Consider the following 18525-nt stretch of genomic DNA (forward strand, 5'->3'; position numbering starts at 1 on the left):
AAGCCTATACTACACTGGTTACTGTGCAAATTCAATTCCTTGAGGCTTAGATAGTCCTTCAGTATTAACATCAGACACATTAGTGTTCACTTCATCAAAATTTCTCTCAGCAAATTCGCTTACCACTTCCGCAAAACACTTTTTAATAAGAGGCATAACAATTGGCATTAACAGTTTTCGTGGATCATACCATCCTAACAGGTCAGTTTCCTTTTGTACCCTATCTCTTGGATCCTCTTCTAGTAAATCTTTTGTGTGCTTTTCAGCATATATTTCACAGCCTTTTGAGAAAACAGGAGCTAACATTTCAATTAATACTGCCAATAACAATAGTGAACCAAGTATGGTTCCACCAACAGTTAATCTATTAGCAATGAAATTTGTTGTAAGTAGATAAACAGAAAAAGCAGCTAAAGGATAGTTGATAAGAAGCTTATTGCCTAGCGTGATATAGTTTATTTTACTCATGAATTCATCAGTGGAAATTTCTGAATTTTTATACTTTTTCATATAATAATTTACTAATAAATGAGAGGCATTACCAGCAATGATATTAAATCCTATGATCCACCATGAAAAATAGCAACCTATAGTAACTGTAGTTAATAGAGCTAAAGGCAGAAGACTTATTTTTGGGACAAGCAGTAGAGCATTTTTACGCTCTATAAATTTCAACGCTAATGCTTTCTTATCTTCTTTAACTAGGCTTCTCTTTTCTTCTAGAGGAGTAATATAATTGAATAATTGTATGCTTGGCTTTGTTATATATTGATATAGCTCTTTCATTAATTTTGTACTTTCTACACTCTTCTTAAAATTATCTAAATTTGGATTTTGCAAAATCCTATTTATTTGAGCTTGGAGTTTCATGCATTTTTCTAGATCTTTTTTAAACGAATAGTCATTTCTTTTTAGTATAGAAATCAATCCATCAAAATCTTTACCTACAGCATCTTCCTCTAAACTTATTTTTAGCTTATTAAACAAACTTCTCCTATAGTGAAACTCTCTTGCCGTTAAACGCCCATCACTTTCAGCACCAACACTGACTTTAACACAAGGATTTCCTGACTCTAAAGGTTCAATGTACTTTTTTAGCTCTTGATAAGCTTTATAAATCTGATCAAATCTATTTTTGTCTCCACCTTTGTCAGGATGGTTTACAAGTATCAATTTATTATATTGTTTTTTCAGAAACTTGCTAAGAGCTTGATAATCCTTACCTACAATTTGTTCAGCTTTTATCTCTAGTACGTTAAACAGATCATTATTATCATAAAACTCCTGACCAGTTAACTTAAAATGTTGACTCATTACTACACCTCACATAAATACACGATACTATTGGTATAATATATTTAATGTTTCACACAAGCATAAAAATATCAAGCAACCACTAAGAGAAGAAACCCTCTTTCCCATCATACAAATACAACTTATCCATTCTCACCACATCAAAATTATGTTCCTCAAATTTGATTAGCAAGTTATTCACATCACTATTTGTAATTTCATTATTTGCAATGAACCTGCAGGTTATTTGGTCACTTGAAGACTTTGAACTTCCTGGCCAAATCGCAAGGCCTTTTGAATATATTGCTATAATCTGCGGATTACTTGTTTCAAACAACTTCACTATTTGGTCAAAGTCAGCCGGCTTACTCCAGGCAAGCGTTATATCGCTACCCACTAGTTTTTTAATCTTATAATCCTGTTCATAATTATCCTGTATTTTATCCACTTTACTATTTGGATCATTGCCAATTATAAGCTCAGATAATGTTTTCGGTTTTTTTCCTAGATTGTCTATAACAGCTTCTGCAAATTCTTTTGTACCAACTTTCTGTTTACTTCTTTTCTCCTTATATAAATCGGCAGTGTGTATTCCATCCTCCAAAGTCTTGAGCCATGCATCGTAGATTAGTTTTGCAGTACCCACTTGACCTATGTAAATTAGCATATGCACTGCAGCATTTAAAAGACCAGAAGGATTGGCTATGTTTTTTCCTGCAATATCAGGGGCAGAACCGTGCACTGCTTCAAACATTGCGTATTCATTCCCGATGTTGCTACTTCCGGCAAGCCCCACAGATCCAGAGGTTTGTGCGACTATATCTGATAATATGTCGCCATATAAGTTCTCGGTTACTATAACATCAAAATTCTCCGGTTCTGTTGCAACACGCGCCATTCCAATATCAACTATATAATGTTCTGCCTTTATATCTGGGTATTCCTTTGCAATGCGATCAAACGCGGCATGGAAAGTTCCGTCAGTCATTTTCATGATGTTATCTTTAGTCAGGCAAGTTACTTTTTTTCTGTTGTGTTTTTTTGCATATTCAAAAGCGTACCTGCATATCTTCTCTGAGCCAGATCTAGTAATAATTTTAGTGCATTGGTAAGAGTCACCAGTGAGCCTATGCTCTATTCCGGTGTAAACGTCCTCTTCATTTTCACGTATCACTACGATATCAAACTTATCGAATTTATTTTCTATAACAGGATGATATGAAATGCATGGTCTGATATTTGCATACAACCCTAGATTTTTTCTGAGTGCAACGTTTAAGCTTTTGTGCCCTTTACCTTGAGGAGTTGTTGTCGGAGATTTTAATAATATTTTTGTCCTTTCAATTGATTCCCAACCACTTGGAGAAATTCCGTGAGACCATTCTTTACTGTAAACACGCTCCCCTATTTCAATAATATCTATTGAGATTTCCGCTTCTGCTTCGCGCAATATCGACAGCACCGCTTCCATGATTTCTGGTCCGATACCGTCGCCATATGCAACTGTGATTAGTGTTGACATAACTTCCCTAGTTATAAATGATTTAATATTAATTTAAATAATAGAGTGGCACAAGTAGCTAATATTACCCAAGTTAGTATATTTACGGTTATTTAATAACGTATTTTTATATCATATGATGATATTATGAAATATAGGTGGGGTTATGAATACTGAAATAAATGTTAAAGTAAATTATGTAGGATTTACAAGGCGTATTGTAGCAGAAATACTTGACCTCATCATATTTTCCCCTCATTTTATCTTCGGTTTTATCTATGGTGTATTCATCGTATCATTACAAGATCAAGATAAAGACTCTTTTCAGGAACTTGCACAACTAGCAACAGAAATACCATTTATAGTTTCTACAGTGGTCGCAACATTAGTACTAACAATATCCAAAATATTAATGGTAACAAAACTTGGTGGTACCCCAGGAAAACTATTGTGTGGTATGCATATTAAAGATGCTAATACATTTACAAATGTTACCCTTATGCAAGCAACAATAAGATGTATTTCTAAGGGAAGCATCTGGATTATTTTTCGCTTTTTGCTTCATCTGCATTATCATGGTTATACTTTTCTATATCTTTTAATTGTGCTAATTTTATTTTTGTTTGCAGTATTTGATCAACGCAAACAGACTTTTTACGATAAAATTGCAAAAACAGTAGTGATAGACTATAAATCTAGTTGATATTTTTCTTTATAGGTAGTACATGGATAAAAAAGTAAACTACTCAACGATGACAAGACGTACTCTAGCATTTATAGTTGATTGTATTTTATTTATCGCAATACCATTTGGTTTAATGGCGGTGGATTTCTCACTTACACACGCAATACAAGGGATCATGGGTGCAATAATTGTAATCACCACGATTGTATTTTCTTTATTTTTAATGATACCATGTATATTTCATATATTCATGCTAGTAAAATTTGGCGGCACTCCAGGACACTTGTTATTTAGCATGCGTGTAAAAGACAAAGATACATTTGAGTCAATCACTACAATGCAAGCAATGAAAAGGACTATAGCTCTTTTTATAATTTATTGCATATCACTTTGTAATCCCATTTTATTCTTAGCTATACTAATCTTAGTTTTAGTATGTGCAGTAGGTGATGAACATAAACAAGCTTTTCACGACAAAATTGCAAACACGGTAGTGATAGATTATAAACCTAGTTGATATTTTCCTTTAGCTGTCTGCCACCAAGGGTGTCATTCCAGTGTCACGCGCTAACTTAAGGTAAATTGCCAACTTAACTATAAATATATTTTGGTAAATCCAAATTATTTTAGCTATAAGAGCGTTTTACTTTTTGCTCAGCATATCCATCATAACTGGCTTACTTTTAGTGATTCATGGAGTTAAAAAAGTCAGCATTGCTCTTTGTTAAAAGTAGTTTGTCACGTAAAAATTCCATTGCTTCAACGGGTCCCATAGGATTGAGTATCCTACGCACCACCCATATTTTATTTAGTATAGCCTTATCAACTAATAGCTCTTCCTTCCTTGTTCCGGATTTTGTAATATCAATAGCTGGAAATATACGTTTATCAGAAAGTTTTCTATCAAGTATGATCTCAGCATTTCCTGTACCTTTAAACTCTTCAAAAATAACTTCATCCATTTTTGAACCAGTCTCTATAAGAGCTGTGGCGATTATAGTTAAAGAACCCCCATTCTCAATATTACGAGCTGCTCCAAAAAAGCGTTTTGGTCTCTGCAGTGCGTTTGAATCTACACCACCAGTTAGAACTTTCCCAGACGAAGGAATAACCGCATTATAAGCACGTGCAAGTCTAGTAATATTGTCAAGTAGAATTACCACATCTTTTTTATGCTCAACCATTCTTTTAGCTTTTTCTATTACTATTTCAGCAAGCTGTACGTGACGGTAAGCAGGCTCATCGAATGTAGAACTTACTACCTCACCTTTTACAGAACGTATCATATCTGTTACTTCTTCAGGTCTTTCATCTATAAGTAACACTATTAATTCTACTTCAGGGTGATTTATAGCTATAGAGTTAGCCATTTGCTGAAGCAATACAGTTTTTCCTGTGCGAGGTGGAGCAACTACTAACGCTCTTTGCCCTTTTCCAAGAGGAGCTACTATATCTATAGCACGCATGCTTAAGCCTTTTTTATCATCACCATTATTACACTCAAGTACTATGCTTTCCTCAGGATAAAGAGGAAGCAAATTATCAAAATGGACGTACTTTCTTAATTCACTTACTTCAGTAGAGTTTATACTTTGAACCTTAGTTAAAGTAAAATATCTCTCTTTATCACCAGGTGGCCTTATTTCTCCATATGCCATATCTCCTGTACGCAAATTAAACTTCTTTATTTGCCCGTTAGAAATATAAACATCATCGGTACTTGGGGCATAATTTGCACTTGCTGAACGTAAGAAACCAAAACCATCAGGCAATATTTCCACTATTCCACTCCCTGTGGTTATGCCTCCTTCTTCACTCATTTTTTTCATTAAGCTGAATATTATTTCCTGCTTTAGCATTCTACCATTGCTTTTACCGTTAGTTGAAATTTTTCTTTCTTCAGCTAACTCTAACAATTCTTCTGCTGTTTTCTCTTTTAATTCGCTCAGATCTAATGTTTTTCTGTTTTTCTCAGTACCTTCATTGACCATCTGTTTTACTGTATCGTTATTGTAAATTTGCTCACTTTTTTCAGGTTGAGCTGTAACCTTTCCTTTTGCCAAAACATCTTCATTGATTGTTGTCATAATCCTCCAAAAATTTTAATTGATGCTTACTAACCTAAAATGTGACTATAAGATAATAAATTAGGCTGAGTTAGTTTCAGTGCGTATTAAGCTTAATTATCATTAAACCCCGTACTTTACTTACATTATACTAATAAACACTAGCAAGTCAAGTTAATTTAATGTTAACAAAACACAAAAATTTGAGGATTTTCAATAGCTATTCTTTATATTTTTTTAACCTTTCTTGCTTCTCCTCTTCTACTTTTGCTTTTTCCACTTCTGCTTCTAAATTTTCTTGACTACATAAGCCGAGTAGTACAGGATCTTGGGGTTTTATATTTTGCATGTTATGATGAGATCCATCTCTTACCTGCTCAACTGTGTAATTTGTTGTACTAATTAATTTAGCTATAACGTTATTGTCCAAGATAGGAAATTTTTTTACTAAATAATAAATCGCATCAGGTTTATCTCTACGTCTTGCCGTAGAGGCAAAGCCAAGAATGCTACCAATCGCTTTACTCCTTTTTTTTATATTTTTTATAATCAAATTTGGTACACGATTTGGATTTTTTTTGCAATCATCGATTTCTTTTTCAGTAATTATTCCAGAAATAATAGGGTTATATTTTTCTACTTCTATTTCCTCATCAGCTATGTCTTGTACTTCTTCAAGGGCCAATCTGCAACATTGTGCTATTTGATTAAAAGTTAAACCAGTGTTGTCTACTAACCAAGCAGCTATTTGCACTAGAAACTGTTTATTTCTATCGTTATTGCCCTTAGAAGATTCCATTGACATCAAAAAAGCATCTCCCATTTAAAGTATCCCTTACTGTTATACAGAGCTAAAATATAAACTATTAAAACTAAAAAAGCATTAATTTTGTCATTCAATAACTTTTTGTTTGTCACTTCCCACCTCTTAAGTTAATTAAATGCGCTTACCTTTAAGCATATTTTAAACAAAATATTTCCCCTTCCTAAGGTATAGTATAACTCAGTTAAACATATGTTCCTATTTAAGATTAGAGAGTTAAATTTTAAGTTAATATATTGTAATATTATATATATTAGCTAATAAAGCAACAGGTTTACAAGCATTAAATTATCACTATTCTATAATTAATCATTAATTAACTGGGTTTAAAATGAATGTTAAAAATTTTTTCACTAAAGTAACCGTTGTCCTTTTAGCTTGCTTGTTAATCTTCATGGGAATTGGCAACCTTTTATCAGGTGATGATGAAAAAGAAGAGGTAGCTAGGGTTGGAAAAGAAGTTATAACGTCAGATGAGTATAAGTCGCTATATCAAAATTATGGAAAACAAATTTCTGGATCTGATGCGAGTAGAGAACAAGTAAAAAAGCTGAAATATGATTTGCTTAACGCACTTATAGAGCAAAAACTATTGTTTAACCTAACTAGTGAGCTGGGGTTGACAGTTGGAGAAGAATCTATAAAAAACCATATTAAAAACACCAAATACTTTCAAAATGATAAAGGTGAATTTGACAAAAATAAATTCTATGAAACGCTAAATGACCTGCATATGACAGAGAAAGAGTATATAGCAAAGCTAGAGAAAGTCCTGCCTGCAATGATGTTCATGACTTCATTATTTAAAGATAATTATCCAGTAACTTTTGGCGAGAAAATTGATGAGCAGATATACAAAAGTCGCTACCAAACTAGAGTAGTTGATATTGTTAAAATAACTGAAGATGCAGTTACAAACATTCCTGAACCAGATGATCAAGCCTTACTTGATTTGTACGAAAGAAATAAATCCCATTTTTATTATCCTGAGTATCGAACTGCGCAATATATTTCCCTAGGCCAAAAGTATTTTGAAGATCAAATCAAGATCTCAGATGAAGAAGTTGATGGTATAATAGAACAACAAGAACTTAAAAATCAAAGAGATATATTCAATGCAATATTTTCTACCAAAGAAGAAGCTGAGACAGCAAGAAGAGCATTTGAGGAGGGTAAAACAAGCTTTGAACAGATAGTAGAAGAGTTTGGCAAAGCAAAACTTGAGGAAACTAGAGTAAATAATATAACTAAGGATTTTTTACCAGAAGACGTGAGAGAGAAGGTATTTGCTCTTAAAGTAGGTGAAGTAAGTGAAGTTTTAGCAAGCAGTTTTGGTTGGCACATAGTAAAAGTGGAAAGTGCGCATCAAATCTCTGATGAAGACTTAGTTGATTTAAAAAAAGACATAAAGTCAGTTCTAACTAACCAAAAGTCTTTTGAAAGAGTCAATGATTTCATAAACCAAGTGAACTATAAGATATACAATGGTTCAGAAATTGAAGAAATATTGAGTGAATATAATTTACCTATACAAACTATTGGTCCAGTAGATGCGAGTGGAAAAGATCAAAGCGGTAATAACGTAGGAGATTCTGGTGATTTGATTTCTTTCATTTTTTCGCGAGAAAAGGATCAGAAAGGTTATTTTAAGGGCGTTGGGGACGCCGTTGTTAGTGTAAAAATCGTCGATATCTTTCCACCCAAATTGCAAAGTTTTGAAGAAGGCAAGGCATTAGCGGTAGAGCTTTGGCGTAGTGAGTTTATAAAAGAAAGAATGTTTAAATTCGGGCAAGAGGTTGCAGTTCAACTAAGAGAAAAAACAGATTTGGAAGAAATTCAAGGTGTGGAATTAGTTAAAGGTCAGCAGATGCACCGCAATAAAGTGGATCAACAAAACTACCCCTTTTCTTTTGTAGAAGAGATTTTCAATATGAAAACAACTGGTTCAGTGACAGATCCTATTCAATACAATAATGAAATTATAATAGGTGTTCTAAAAGAAATGCATTCATCAAATGGCAAATTAAACACGCTTGACACCGGAAAACGTGTGATGATATCGCTAAAAGAGCAATTAATTAGCTATCTGGAATCAAAGTATAAAGTCGAAGTTAATCACGCTATACTTGATGATATATAATCAAAAATCTTATAAGCTGCTTCAAACGCATCCAGTGCCCAGACACACAACTGTACGAACATTGCGATTTGAGAGCAATCTTCACTAGAAAGGATGTCATCCCAGTGCCCAGACACTGGGATCCAGGAATTTTATTAAGTTGGTAAGCATAAAAGTAGCCGTTTTATGTTAAAATACAACGTTTTAATGATTAAAAAAAGGCTGGATTCCAGTGTCAAGCACTGGAATGACACCATTTGCTGTGCAATTTACCTTCAAAAATGAATGTTCGTATAGCTGTGCGCCCGGCACTGCCCTACATTATTGGTAATTATATTATAAGGTGCAAAAGCTGTATAATTCATTTGACTTAAAACGGCTCATTGTATAAAATTGTGGCTAATATATGAATAAAGGTTAACATGGCAGTTAAAATAAGGTTGGCGAGGTTTGGCGCAAAGAAACGCCCTTTTTATAGGATAGTTGTAGCTGATTCACGAGCACCAAGAGATGGGCGTTTTATTGAGAAAATAGGACAATATGATCCAATGTTACCAAAAGACAATAAAAATCGTGTTGTGGTGAAAGCTGATAGATTAAAACATTGGCTAAGTGTAGGCGCGCAGGCAACTGAAAGAGTACTGTGGTTTATCAAAAAAGGCATAGTAACTTTAGAAACAGAACCAAAGAAAACAGAAAAGAAGAAAGTAGAGAACGAGAAAGCACAAGGGCAAGAGGCATAAGTCTCTTAAAATGCTAAATACTGATTTAACAAACAGCGATAAATTAGACGATATTGTATCTTCTGATTTGTCAGCTATGAATGACTTTGTCTTCAAAAATGTCAATGATGAAGATGCTAAGCTTGCTACTGATATTATATCTCATCTTGTTAGGTCAGGTGGAAAAAAAATAAGGCCTAAACTAGTTTTTATTATATGTAAAATGCTAAACTATTCTGGGGAGAATAGGATCAACGTTGCTGCATCGGTAGAGTTTATACACAATGCTACTTTACTTCATGATGATGTGCTCGATGAAAGTGAGGCACGCCATGGAGTTAAAACAGCGAATAAGATTTGGGGAAATAAATCAAGCATTTTAGTTGGTGATCTATTGTTGACTCTAGCATTTAGATGGCTTATAGAGTGTGGAAATTTAAATATTCTCTCTATTTTATCTAAAGCATCGCATTTACTTGTGAAGGGTGAAATAAAGCAGATGACAGCACGCTTTGACCCCCACACAGTCAGGGAAAATTATTTTGATATCATTGGAGAAAAGACAGCATCTTTATTTTCTGCATGCTGTGAAGCTGCATCAACAGTATCTGGTGCAACAAATGACGAAACAGAGAGGCTAAAGAATTTTGGTTTTAATTTTGGTATGGCATTTCAAATAGTTGATGATATGCTCGATTATACTGCTAATCAAGGCACTTCTGGAAAGCAAGTCGGAAAAGACTTTTTCGAAGGTAAAGTCACCTTACCTGCTATTATAGCATACGAAAAGGGCAGTCCAGCAGAGCAAAAATTCTGGGAAAAATGCTTTTCTTCAGCTAGACACAATTTTGACCAAGCATTACACTATATTAATCACCATAATGCCATTCAGCTTTCTATGGAAAAAGCTAGACACTACATTAATATGGCACAAAATGATATTAGTACTTTTTCTGATTCTTTTTATAAAACTACTTTAATTAACTTTTTAAATGCGAGCATAGAAAGACGAATGTAGCTGGCGCTTGATATTTTCAGATTAATTGTTATATATTTATTAGATTCTTAAGGGTAATGATATGTCAGATAGCAGTAAGGAGAAAAAGAAGAAGTTTGCTGATATGGTAAGTAGGCAGAAAGGTGACGACCAACAAAGTGATAACCATAAGCAAACTGATGATTTAAATGAAGATCTCAATACATTAAAAGAACGTGCAGTTCAGCTTGAAGATCATTTACGCCGTGCTGTTGCAGATAATGAAAACGTCAAACGTATAATGCAAAAGCAAATTAGCGATGCAAGTGACTACGCAGTCACAAAACTTGCACGTGATATGATCGACTCGTGCGACAATTTAAAAAGAGTAATGGAAATTTTGAAAGACGGTGATCCTGTTCATGAGGGGATTAAAGTAGCTTATCAAAAAATTATAAATGATCTAAAAAAACATGGAATAGAGGAAGTAGACCCACTTGGTGAGCTTTTTGATAGTAATTTACACCAAGCTGTTGTGGAAAGAGAAGACAATGAAAAAGAGCCTGGCACCATTGTAGAGGTACTACAAACTGGTTATACTATCAAAAATAGGTTGCTCCGCCCTGCAATGGTTATTCTTTCTAAGAAATCTGCTGATTGTGGAAACGATTAGCATGAGGTAAATGTATAATGACAAGTATTGTCTTTTCAGGTATCCAGCCAAGTGGCGTACTACATTTAGGTAATTATCTTGGTGCAATCAAACAGTGGATAGACTTACAGGATAAATACAAATCTCTTTTTTGTATTGTCGACCTACATGCAATCACAGCAAATAAGCTTCCCGCAAGTGAATTAAAAAGTAATATTTTCAAAACAGCAGCAGCTTATATTGCATGTGGAATAGATCCAGAAAAGTCCATTATTTTTAATCAGTCCACAGTTAGTGGTCATGCAGAACTGGGCTGGCTGCTTGGGTGCTATACACCAATTGGTTGGCTTAATCGCATGACTCAATTTAAAGATAAAGCTGGCAGCGATAAACAAAAAGCCTCTCTTGGATTATATAGTTATCCAGTACTTATGGCTGCAGATATATTGTTGTATCAAACTAAATACGTTCCTGTTGGTGATGATCAAAAACAGCATTTGGAGCTTGCACGTGATATTGCATCAGCTTTTAACAATCATTATAAGCTGGATCATTTCATCGTACCTGAAATCTTAACTTTGGATTGCACATCAAGGATAATGAGCTTAAGAGATGGTACAAGCAAGATGAGTAAATCTGATCCTTCAGAACATTCGTGCATTAACCTTGATGATACGGATGACTTAATTGTCAAAAAAATAGAAAAAGCAAAAACAGATTCAATTCTAGGCTTTGCTACTTTAGAGTGCCGACCAGAAATAAGCAATTTGATAAACATTTATTCAGTGCTTAGTAATGTAAATGTGAAAAAAGTATGTGAAGAAGTGAACAAACATGACATGAAGCACTTCAAAAAAGAGTTAGCTGATTTAATTATCAGTGTTATATCACCCATACGTGAGAAAATGAATGATCTTTTAAAAGACCAATTCCATTTACATGAAATATTAAAAAAAGGCACAAAGAAAGCAGCAGAAATTGCAACCCATAATATAAAAGAAATCAAGGATATTATTGGATTTGCTCAATATCTGTAAGGTTCCAAAGTGTGATGGTGCGAACCGTCATACCGCCGCGGTATCTCAGCCGCTAACACGTAGCGGGATGACGGTTTTTCAAATTGTCGGTAAATCTAAGTCAGTTTAGCTATAGGCAGCAATTTTCTGTATTTATTTTAAGTTGAAGAAAGCTCAAATGAAAAATCGTGTTTTGCTAAAAATCACAGAATGCAGTCTGGTTACAAAATTCTCTAATGGTCTTAAATAAAACTTCCAGTGAATGATTGTCAGACATATTGTGCTCTGCTGATTTTATTAAGTGTACTTCAACATCGGTTGACTTAATTTTTTCAGCTAAATTCAATGAAGTTTGATAAGGAACATCTTTATCATTAATGCTATGCAGCAAGCGCACAGGACAGTTTATATCTATTGTCTTTTTGTTTAAAAGAAGGTTCTTTCTGCCATCTGCGATCAAATTTTTAGTTATTTTGTATGTACAATGCTCTGAAGTAAAATCTATTACACCTTTAGAATCTAGTTCTTCTTTTTGCTTGCCTGACAATTGCTTGAATATCAAATCTTCAGTAAAATCGGGAGCAGACGATATACCAATTAGTGCTGCAATTTTTTCTGGAAATTGAAGGGCAGTGAGCAACATCAGCCATCCTCCCATACTTGAACCTATAATTATTTGTTTATCGCTAGTTAATTCACTCATTACTTTAGCACAATTTTTTTGCCAATCACTTATCGTGTAATCAATAAAATTACCACTTGAATGACCGTGACCAAAATAATCAAATAGCACAAGTGCTACGTCATTTTCTTGGCAAAATTTGTAAATAGCAGTTGCTTTAGTTCCATCCATATTGGATGCAAATCCACCGAAAAAAACTACAGAAGCTTTCTTTCCTTGTAGCTTTCGATATGCTATGTGACCATTATTTCCATCAAACAATTTACAATAATCCATACTACTTTGGCAAAGCAACCGGGCTATCACTCAATTGATGCAAATAACTAACTAGATCTGCAATTTCTTGTGGATTGGAAATACCTGCAAATGCCATACGTGTACCTTTTATATAGGCTTTTGGGTTCTTTAAAAAGGCAAATAGCTCCTCATACCCCCATTTTCCACCTCTTTCAAGCACTGCTTTTGAGTAATTGAATGAGTTACCAAGATGGGCCTTTTTATTTCCAACTATGTTCCATAAGTTTGGTCCTACTTTATTCATTCCACCTTTCTCAAAACTATGGCAGGCTATACATTTTTTTGCTGCTGATTTACCTTTCTCAAAGCTAGCATTCTGCATGAGCGCTCCAATATCAAGCGCCACTTGCTCGATTTTTTGCTGGAACTCATTGCTGCCAGCAGCTACTATCGTTTGGTGTTCAATCTTATATTCTTCTGGACTGTAAAGCATATCAACTACATTACTAACTATCATAATGATTAGCCCAGAAAGTAAAATCGATGCTGCAATCTTATTAAGCTCCATAGTTAATTTTTATTAAGTAATGTTACTTAAATTATGCGAATATTTTCGCAAATAGCAACCAATTACCTTGAAGCTCGCTAAAGATGAGAGTCTCTATAGCTAACCCAAGAAAGGTTTTCCTACGTCCATACCGCCGCGAACCGTCATACCGCGATTCATTCGCGGTATCTCAGCCGCTAACAAGAGATCCCGCTAACAAGTAGCGGGATGACGAGGTTCACTGCCATTAAGTTAAGGAAAGAATGGTTAAAAACTGAACTAAAAAGTCAGAAATAATTAAGGATTTATGACAAATACTGAAACAGAATAGAGTAAACTTTAAAGCAGATAAACTCTGAAGTGTAAATTACTTAAGAAATAGTTTGTTTAGAAGTCATTTTACAGGAGCTATGGCAATAAGCTACCCAGTTATTATCAGAAGATATGAATACTACCTCTAGTCAAAATATGTGTTTTCTAACCCTTTTTTGGTAATTGAACGAACGAAGATAAGGTACCTTATGACGATCAACTTTCCTTCCCTTTCTTACCGCCAAAGTGTTCATCAAAAATAGCTTTGATAATTGATCCATAATGCAGTCAGTATCTGATTCCGTAGCAAAAATGTCGAAAGCCAAGTTTTTGATCGCGTTAAATGAGACAGATTTGTTAATGCTCCTCTTAAGCTTATCATCGGTTAAGTCCATATTCAACGCTTCTTCTACATCTTCTGTCATAACACTTTCTAGGTTGCTAATAAAGATAGCTGACCAAAAATCCTGTTTAACAGACTCAACACTTTTTCCTGTAAAATTTTCTAGACTTAGTCTTCCTTTGAGTTTTGCAAAAAATGTCTCAACTCCCCAGCGTAAAAAATATAACTCCTTAAATCCTCCAGTTTGAAACTTTTGTTCATCCATTAATGATGTAGCTAACACTTCAATTTCACCAGATGGCAGTACCACTTTGAAGCGTTATTCCACTATTTTCTTGTTTTATCTTACGCTGAGCACATATGGTAACCTCAACACTAGATGGGCTTTTTTCTTCAAACATAGCATTCACTTCATTAAAAGATGATCTGGGACATCGAATGACATAAGCAATTTTTCTTTTTGTAAGGCTAGAAAGAAATTTATAAGATAAATATACAAATCAGTAAGTCATTAGTATTTACAACTTTAAGCATTCCATCTGCTAAGTTAATTTCATGAGTGTTACCTCTATCTAACACTGACCTTATGGCAACATTATTTAGCACATCTTAACAAACCGCAAAGGTTGCACTTGCATAATCACCTAAATCTTTTGGTTTTTGGTTACGTATTTTTCTTGAGCCAAATTCATTTTTTATTTCAACGCTTGTTGGTAAAATGATTTTGGAGGCATCAAGAGCTAACACTCTAAAGCCAAAACAAGTTTTAAATTTTTGGTCTTGGTAGTACAAGGAAACCACACCTTCGTTAATTTCTGAAAATGCACTGTGTTTCATTTTTTTTCTTGCTTGACTAAAAGCACTAGCAGTAACGGTATAGTCTTTTTTCCTATATAAAATAAATTCGTTTAGTATTACTTGCAGCGACTTTACACTTTTTCTTAAAATTAAGATAAATATGTCAATAAAAGATAACTTCCTCTTTCTCATAAAATCTTTTGAAGATGATTTATGGGATTCTATAAATTCTAGACTTGCCAATTCATTTTGAATAAATTTTATTACTGCCTTTTTTACTCATACTACCTTTAAACTTATTGGTATACATCATTATCCCATAAAATCTATCTTTTTTCCTTAACTTAATGGCAGTGAGACGAGGTTATCGTCATGCCGCCACGAACCGTCATACCGCGATTCATTCGCGGTATCTCTTAGCCGCTAACAAGTAGCTGGATGACGATTGTCAGGGTGTAATCCCAGTGTCCCTATGATGTCATCCCAGTGCCCAGACACTGGGATCCAGGAAAGTTTGCTTGTAAGCAAGCAAACTAGCACAGAAAGTGGTTACAACATTTTCGATGAGATTATATGGAAAACTGGATCCCAGTGTCAAGCACTGGGATGACAAAAAAAGGAGCACTGGAATGGCACCATTTGTTATGTTTAACAAAGTTCGTACTTAGCTTCATGTTAGCCATAAATATTTAAGAAATTTACCAAATGGAAAAAAAGGCAAAAGAAGCCCCATGGTTAACTAGTTCTGACACTGGTTTCCATCCAAGACGGCAGTAGCCCCTTCGGTGTCATTCCAGTGTCAAGCACTGGAATGACAAAGGAGAGCAGTGTCAGCTACTTGGATGACACCTTTTTTCTACTTAGTGTGGGTTATACAAGAAGTCTATTGTATGGCTATTGCTGGTCGTATATTACTTATAGCTTATCTATTCAAATTGCAACTTTGTTTTTCATAATTAATTATTGACAGAAATTATTAATTGGGTTATTATTAAATTATCGTTAACAAGTGAGGCAAAGAAATGATGATATCCAATAATTCTTCATTGCTAAAAGATAGTCAGGAGCTTACTAAAACTAAGCAGACTATATGGAAACCTTTAATTGCTGTTTCATTATTATCTATATTTAGTTTCATATCTGGTCAATATCTTCCTTATGTTATTATAGCAGTTTCTGGTTCTGGTCCTATTGCAGCAGTTCCTTTAGCAATTTTTGCTGTTTCTACGGTTGTTGCACTTATTTCAGTGACATATCTTGTTAAACTGGCTATTTCTAGAGATGATAATAAGAAAGAAGTAGGTCTTAATGGACAGAAATTCGGCCATACTCCATCTCAAGAACCACAAAAATTTGTGTGTAAAAATTGTACTAATCTGGAGAATAAATCAAATGTACCTACTCCTCAATCACCTCCAGTAACGTTTGGAACACAACCAAATCCAAGTCCACCGCCGCCACCTCCTCCATTGCCACAAGATGCTGCACTACCACCTCCGCCTCCGCATTTTTTTACAGCTTCCAAGCGTACGGAGCAACCTAAGAATGATGCACCGAAGAAGGCTGGTGAACCTGAGAATAATAATCATTCTACTCTGTTTGAACAGATAAGAGGAGGTACTACGTTAAAAAGAGTGGGCAGCAACAAAATTTTACAAATGAATTGAAAGCAAAATTAGAAAGTAGTGGGGGCACTGACAAAAAAGAAACACCAGAAGAGTTTGCTGCAAGAATAGATAGGGAGCAAGCAGAGAGAAAGAAGTCGGATGATAATGATTCAGATTGGACAAAGAGACTTAAGGAGAGAGCAGCAGTCATGCAATTCTCAGATAGTGAAGAGGAGTCACCGGTACCGCCAAGTTCGTGTGTTGATTCACCACAAGTAAATAATGTTGACTCAGTGGATAATGAGGTGCAAGATTCACCTCCTCTTTCTGTTGAGGATCGCATAGCACAGTTTGGTGGAAAAGCGTTGCGATGCCAAAAGGAAAATGTTGTACAAGGACTATGATAACTATGAAATGGTCAGCCATGCACTTCCCTTCCTTTTCAAAATAAGTTTACCTACAGGTCTGATTGTATTAAGATTACTTAATACAATCAGATCTATTATATGCGCTTATCCAAATATTACCTGCCAACTCTAAAGGAAAAGCCTGCCCATGCTAAAATTATCTCCCATCAATATTCTTTGCGTGCAGGTTTAATAAAGCAGATAGCATCTGGCATCTATACGTGGTTACCACTTGGTCTCTTAGTGCTTAAGAATATTGAAGATATTATCAGAGATGAAATGAACAAATCCGGTGCTATTGAAGCATTAATGCCTTGTGTGCAACCAGCAAGTCTTTGGCGAGAATCAGGGCGTTACGATGATTACGGTAAGGAAATGCTACGCATAAAGGATAGGCATGAGGAAGATATGCTTTTTGGTCCAACGCATGAGGAGATAGCAACTGATTTAATTAGAGATGTGGTAAAAAGTTACAAAGATTTGCCACTTTGTTTATACCAAATTCAATGGAAATTCCGTGATGAGGTAAGACCACGTTATGGTGTTATGAGGGGCAGGGAATTTTTGATGAAGGATGCATACAGTTTTGATGTAGATTACGAAGGTGCACTGAATTCATATAATTTGATGTACAAAACTTACATAAAAATCTTCAAACGCATGGGATTTACTCCAATTGGAGTTCGAGCTGATACGGGGCCAATTGGAGGAAATTTGAGCCACGAGTTTCATATATTGGCAAACACTGGTGAGAGCACTTTATATTATGACAATAAATTTTCTGAACTACTAGAGAGTGAAGATATTGAAAGTTTAAAGAGTATATACGCAGTTGCAGATGATATGCATGATCCTGAGACTTGCCCTATATCACAAGAGCAGTTAAATGTTAGTAAAGGTATTGAAATAGGGCATATTTTTTATTTTGGCGACAAATATTCAAAGCCTATGAAGGCAAGTGTTACTTCTCAAGATGGAAAAAATGTCAATATACATATGGGTTCGTATGGCATTGGGGTTTCAAGACTTGTTGGTGCGATAATAGAAGCTTTTCATGATGATAAGGGAATTATCTGGCCGGAGGAGGTAGCTCCTTTCAGAATTGGTTTAATCAATTTACAAACGAAAGTAACGGAGGCTGCAGATAAAATATACAAAGCTTTGAAGAGCGATGAAGTGCTTTACGATGATACGGAAGGGAGTGTAGGAGTAAAATTTTCTAGAATGGATCTGATAGGCTTGCCGTGGCAAATAATTGTCGGAAAGAAAGCAGTAAGTGAAAATATAGTTGAAGTAAAAAATAGAGCAACTGGAGAGGTAAAGGAAATGCAGATTGAGGAAGCAATAAATCACTTTAGCGCAAAATGATACACGGTATCGGCACTGACATAGTATATATACCAAGAATATTGAGAATATTACAAAAATACGGGGAAAAATTTCTCAATAGAATCTACACTGAAAAGGAAATAGAGCTAAGTAGAAAGTATAATAGTCAAGAAATGCGAGCAAGGTATTTTGCTAAACGCTTTGCAGCAAAAGAAGCTTTTGTTAAAGCACGAGGTAGTGGTCAGGGTATTACAATGAAAGATATAGAAATATACAATGATGTAAGAGGCAAGCCATATCTTACCGTTAGCAAGGATTTTATCTCCAAAATTCATCTTTCTTTAAGTGACGATGGAGATTACGCTACTGCATTTGTTGTAATTTGCGTCTATAGCTCACACAGATAAAGT

18 protein-coding genes and 2 pseudogenes are annotated in these 18525 nt (G+C 34.8%); 12 read left to right on the top strand and 8 right to left on the bottom strand.

From position 1 onward, the window contains the following. Positions 1-18 precede the first annotated feature (18 nt). Together ACFEL3_RS05625 and icd are read right to left on the bottom strand one after the other, a co-directional pair. Positions 19-1314, bottom strand: coding sequence for a molecular chaperone DnaJ (locus ACFEL3_RS05625; RefSeq protein ID WP_208571620.1), 1296 nt, complete (start codon positions 1312-1314; stop codon positions 19-21). 82 nt (positions 1315-1396) lie between these two features. After that, positions 1397-2815, bottom strand: a complete 1419-nt coding sequence (icd, locus tag ACFEL3_RS05630) for an isocitrate dehydrogenase (RefSeq protein WP_265017982.1) — start codon at positions 2813-2815, stop codon at positions 1397-1399. Positions 2816-2960: 145 nt separating this feature from the next. Here icd and ACFEL3_RS05635 point away from each other — a divergent pair, with 145 nt between their 5' ends. Then, positions 2961-3497: an RDD family protein gene (locus tag ACFEL3_RS05635; protein ID WP_006279799.1), complete on the top strand. Its 537-nt coding sequence runs from the start codon at positions 2961-2963 to the stop codon at positions 3495-3497. A gap of 22 nt (positions 3498-3519) precedes the next feature. Further along, a complete protein-coding gene (locus tag ACFEL3_RS05640) occupies positions 3520-3996 on the top strand; it encodes an RDD family protein (protein WP_010082496.1) in 477 nt (158 codons plus the stop codon). Positions 3997-4162: 166 nt separating this feature from the next. Here the strand turns inward: ACFEL3_RS05640 and rho are convergent, their stop codons facing one another. Together rho and ACFEL3_RS05650 are read right to left on the bottom strand one after the other, a co-directional pair. Further along, positions 4163-5566: a transcription termination factor Rho gene (gene rho / locus ACFEL3_RS05645; protein WP_007549497.1), complete on the bottom strand. Its 1404-nt coding sequence runs from the start codon at positions 5564-5566 to the stop codon at positions 4163-4165. Positions 5567-5765: 199 nt separating this feature from the next. Further along, positions 5766-6368 (bottom strand): cell cycle transcriptional regulator TrcR, encoded by a 603-nt coding sequence (locus tag ACFEL3_RS05650; protein WP_010082495.1) that lies wholly within the window; start codon positions 6366-6368, stop codon positions 5766-5768. A gap of 331 nt (positions 6369-6699) precedes the next feature. Between ACFEL3_RS05650 and ACFEL3_RS05655 the strand changes: the two genes are divergently transcribed. From ACFEL3_RS05655 to trpS, 5 genes are all read left to right on the top strand, one after another. Further along, positions 6700-8508: a peptidylprolyl isomerase gene (locus tag ACFEL3_RS05655; protein WP_095742751.1), complete on the top strand. Its 1809-nt coding sequence runs from the start codon at positions 6700-6702 to the stop codon at positions 8506-8508. Between the two features lie 401 nt (positions 8509-8909). Further along, a complete protein-coding gene (rpsP, locus tag ACFEL3_RS05660) occupies positions 8910-9230 on the top strand; it encodes a 30S ribosomal protein S16 (RefSeq protein ID WP_006279266.1) in 321 nt (106 codons plus the stop codon). Between the two features lie 10 nt (positions 9231-9240). Next, positions 9241-10227, top strand: a complete 987-nt coding sequence (locus ACFEL3_RS05665) for a polyprenyl synthetase family protein (RefSeq protein ID WP_010962840.1) — start codon at positions 9241-9243, stop codon at positions 10225-10227. Between the two features lie 61 nt (positions 10228-10288). Further along, positions 10289-10858 carry a nucleotide exchange factor GrpE gene (locus tag ACFEL3_RS05670; RefSeq protein WP_182282656.1) on the top strand — a complete coding sequence of 190 codons (570 nt, stop codon included), beginning with the start codon at positions 10289-10291 and terminating at the stop codon, positions 10856-10858. A 17-nt stretch (positions 10859-10875) separates the two neighbouring features. Next, positions 10876-11874 carry a tryptophan--tRNA ligase gene (trpS, locus tag ACFEL3_RS05675; RefSeq protein WP_070356910.1) on the top strand — a complete coding sequence of 333 codons (999 nt, stop codon included), beginning with the start codon at positions 10876-10878 and terminating at the stop codon, positions 11872-11874. A gap of 175 nt (positions 11875-12049) precedes the next feature. Here trpS and ACFEL3_RS05680 read toward each other — a convergent pair whose 3' ends face one another. The 4 genes and pseudogenes from ACFEL3_RS05680 to ACFEL3_RS05695 form a co-directional block, all read right to left on the bottom strand. Continuing rightward, the gene (locus tag ACFEL3_RS05680; RefSeq protein WP_010082470.1) at positions 12050-12811 is read right to left on the bottom strand and encodes an alpha/beta hydrolase; all 762 of its coding nucleotides are present in this window, start codon (positions 12809-12811) and stop codon (positions 12050-12052) included. 1 nt (position 12812) lies between these two features. Continuing rightward, on the bottom strand, positions 12813-13340 hold the full coding sequence (locus tag ACFEL3_RS05685; RefSeq protein WP_010082469.1) for a c-type cytochrome: 528 nt from the start codon (positions 13338-13340) through the stop codon (positions 12813-12815). Positions 13341-13780: 440 nt separating this feature from the next. Next, positions 13781-14287 (bottom strand): annotated as a pseudogene (locus ACFEL3_RS05690) (transposase); the annotation flags it as partial. 51 nt (positions 14288-14338) lie between these two features. Further along, positions 14339-15036: pseudogene (locus ACFEL3_RS05695) on the bottom strand (IS4 family transposase); the annotation flags it as partial. A gap of 181 nt (positions 15037-15217) precedes the next feature. On the opposite strand from ACFEL3_RS05695, the gene ACFEL3_RS05700 reads away from it, so the two are divergent. The 5 genes from ACFEL3_RS05700 (at position 15218) to ACFEL3_RS05720 (ending at position 18522) form a co-directional block, all read left to right on the top strand. Beyond that, the gene (locus tag ACFEL3_RS05700) at positions 15218-15382 is read left to right on the top strand and encodes a hypothetical protein (RefSeq protein ID WP_162829040.1); all 165 of its coding nucleotides are present in this window, start codon (positions 15218-15220) and stop codon (positions 15380-15382) included. Between the two features lie 412 nt (positions 15383-15794). Beyond that, the gene (locus ACFEL3_RS05705; protein WP_010962848.1) at positions 15795-16439 is read left to right on the top strand and encodes a hypothetical protein; all 645 of its coding nucleotides are present in this window, start codon (positions 15795-15797) and stop codon (positions 16437-16439) included. Continuing rightward, complete coding sequence (locus ACFEL3_RS05710; protein ID WP_010962849.1) at positions 16436-16783, top strand: hypothetical protein; 348 nt, start codon at positions 16436-16438, stop codon at positions 16781-16783. The genes ACFEL3_RS05705 and ACFEL3_RS05710 overlap by 4 nt, the downstream gene beginning before the upstream one ends. 102 nt (positions 16784-16885) lie before the next feature. Beyond that, complete coding sequence (gene proS / locus ACFEL3_RS05715; protein WP_022626352.1) at positions 16886-18154, top strand: proline--tRNA ligase; 1269 nt, start codon at positions 16886-16888, stop codon at positions 18152-18154. After that, positions 18151-18522: a holo-[acyl-carrier-protein] synthase gene (locus ACFEL3_RS05720; protein ID WP_010082456.1), complete on the top strand. Its 372-nt coding sequence runs from the start codon at positions 18151-18153 to the stop codon at positions 18520-18522. Before proS ends, ACFEL3_RS05720 begins: the two co-directional genes overlap by 4 nt. Positions 18523-18525 lie beyond the last annotated feature (3 nt).

The sequence above is a fragment of the Wolbachia endosymbiont (group A) of Opomyza germinationis genome, assembly GCF_964264765.1.
GTDB lineage: Bacteria > Pseudomonadota > Alphaproteobacteria > Rickettsiales > Anaplasmataceae > Wolbachia > Wolbachia pipientis.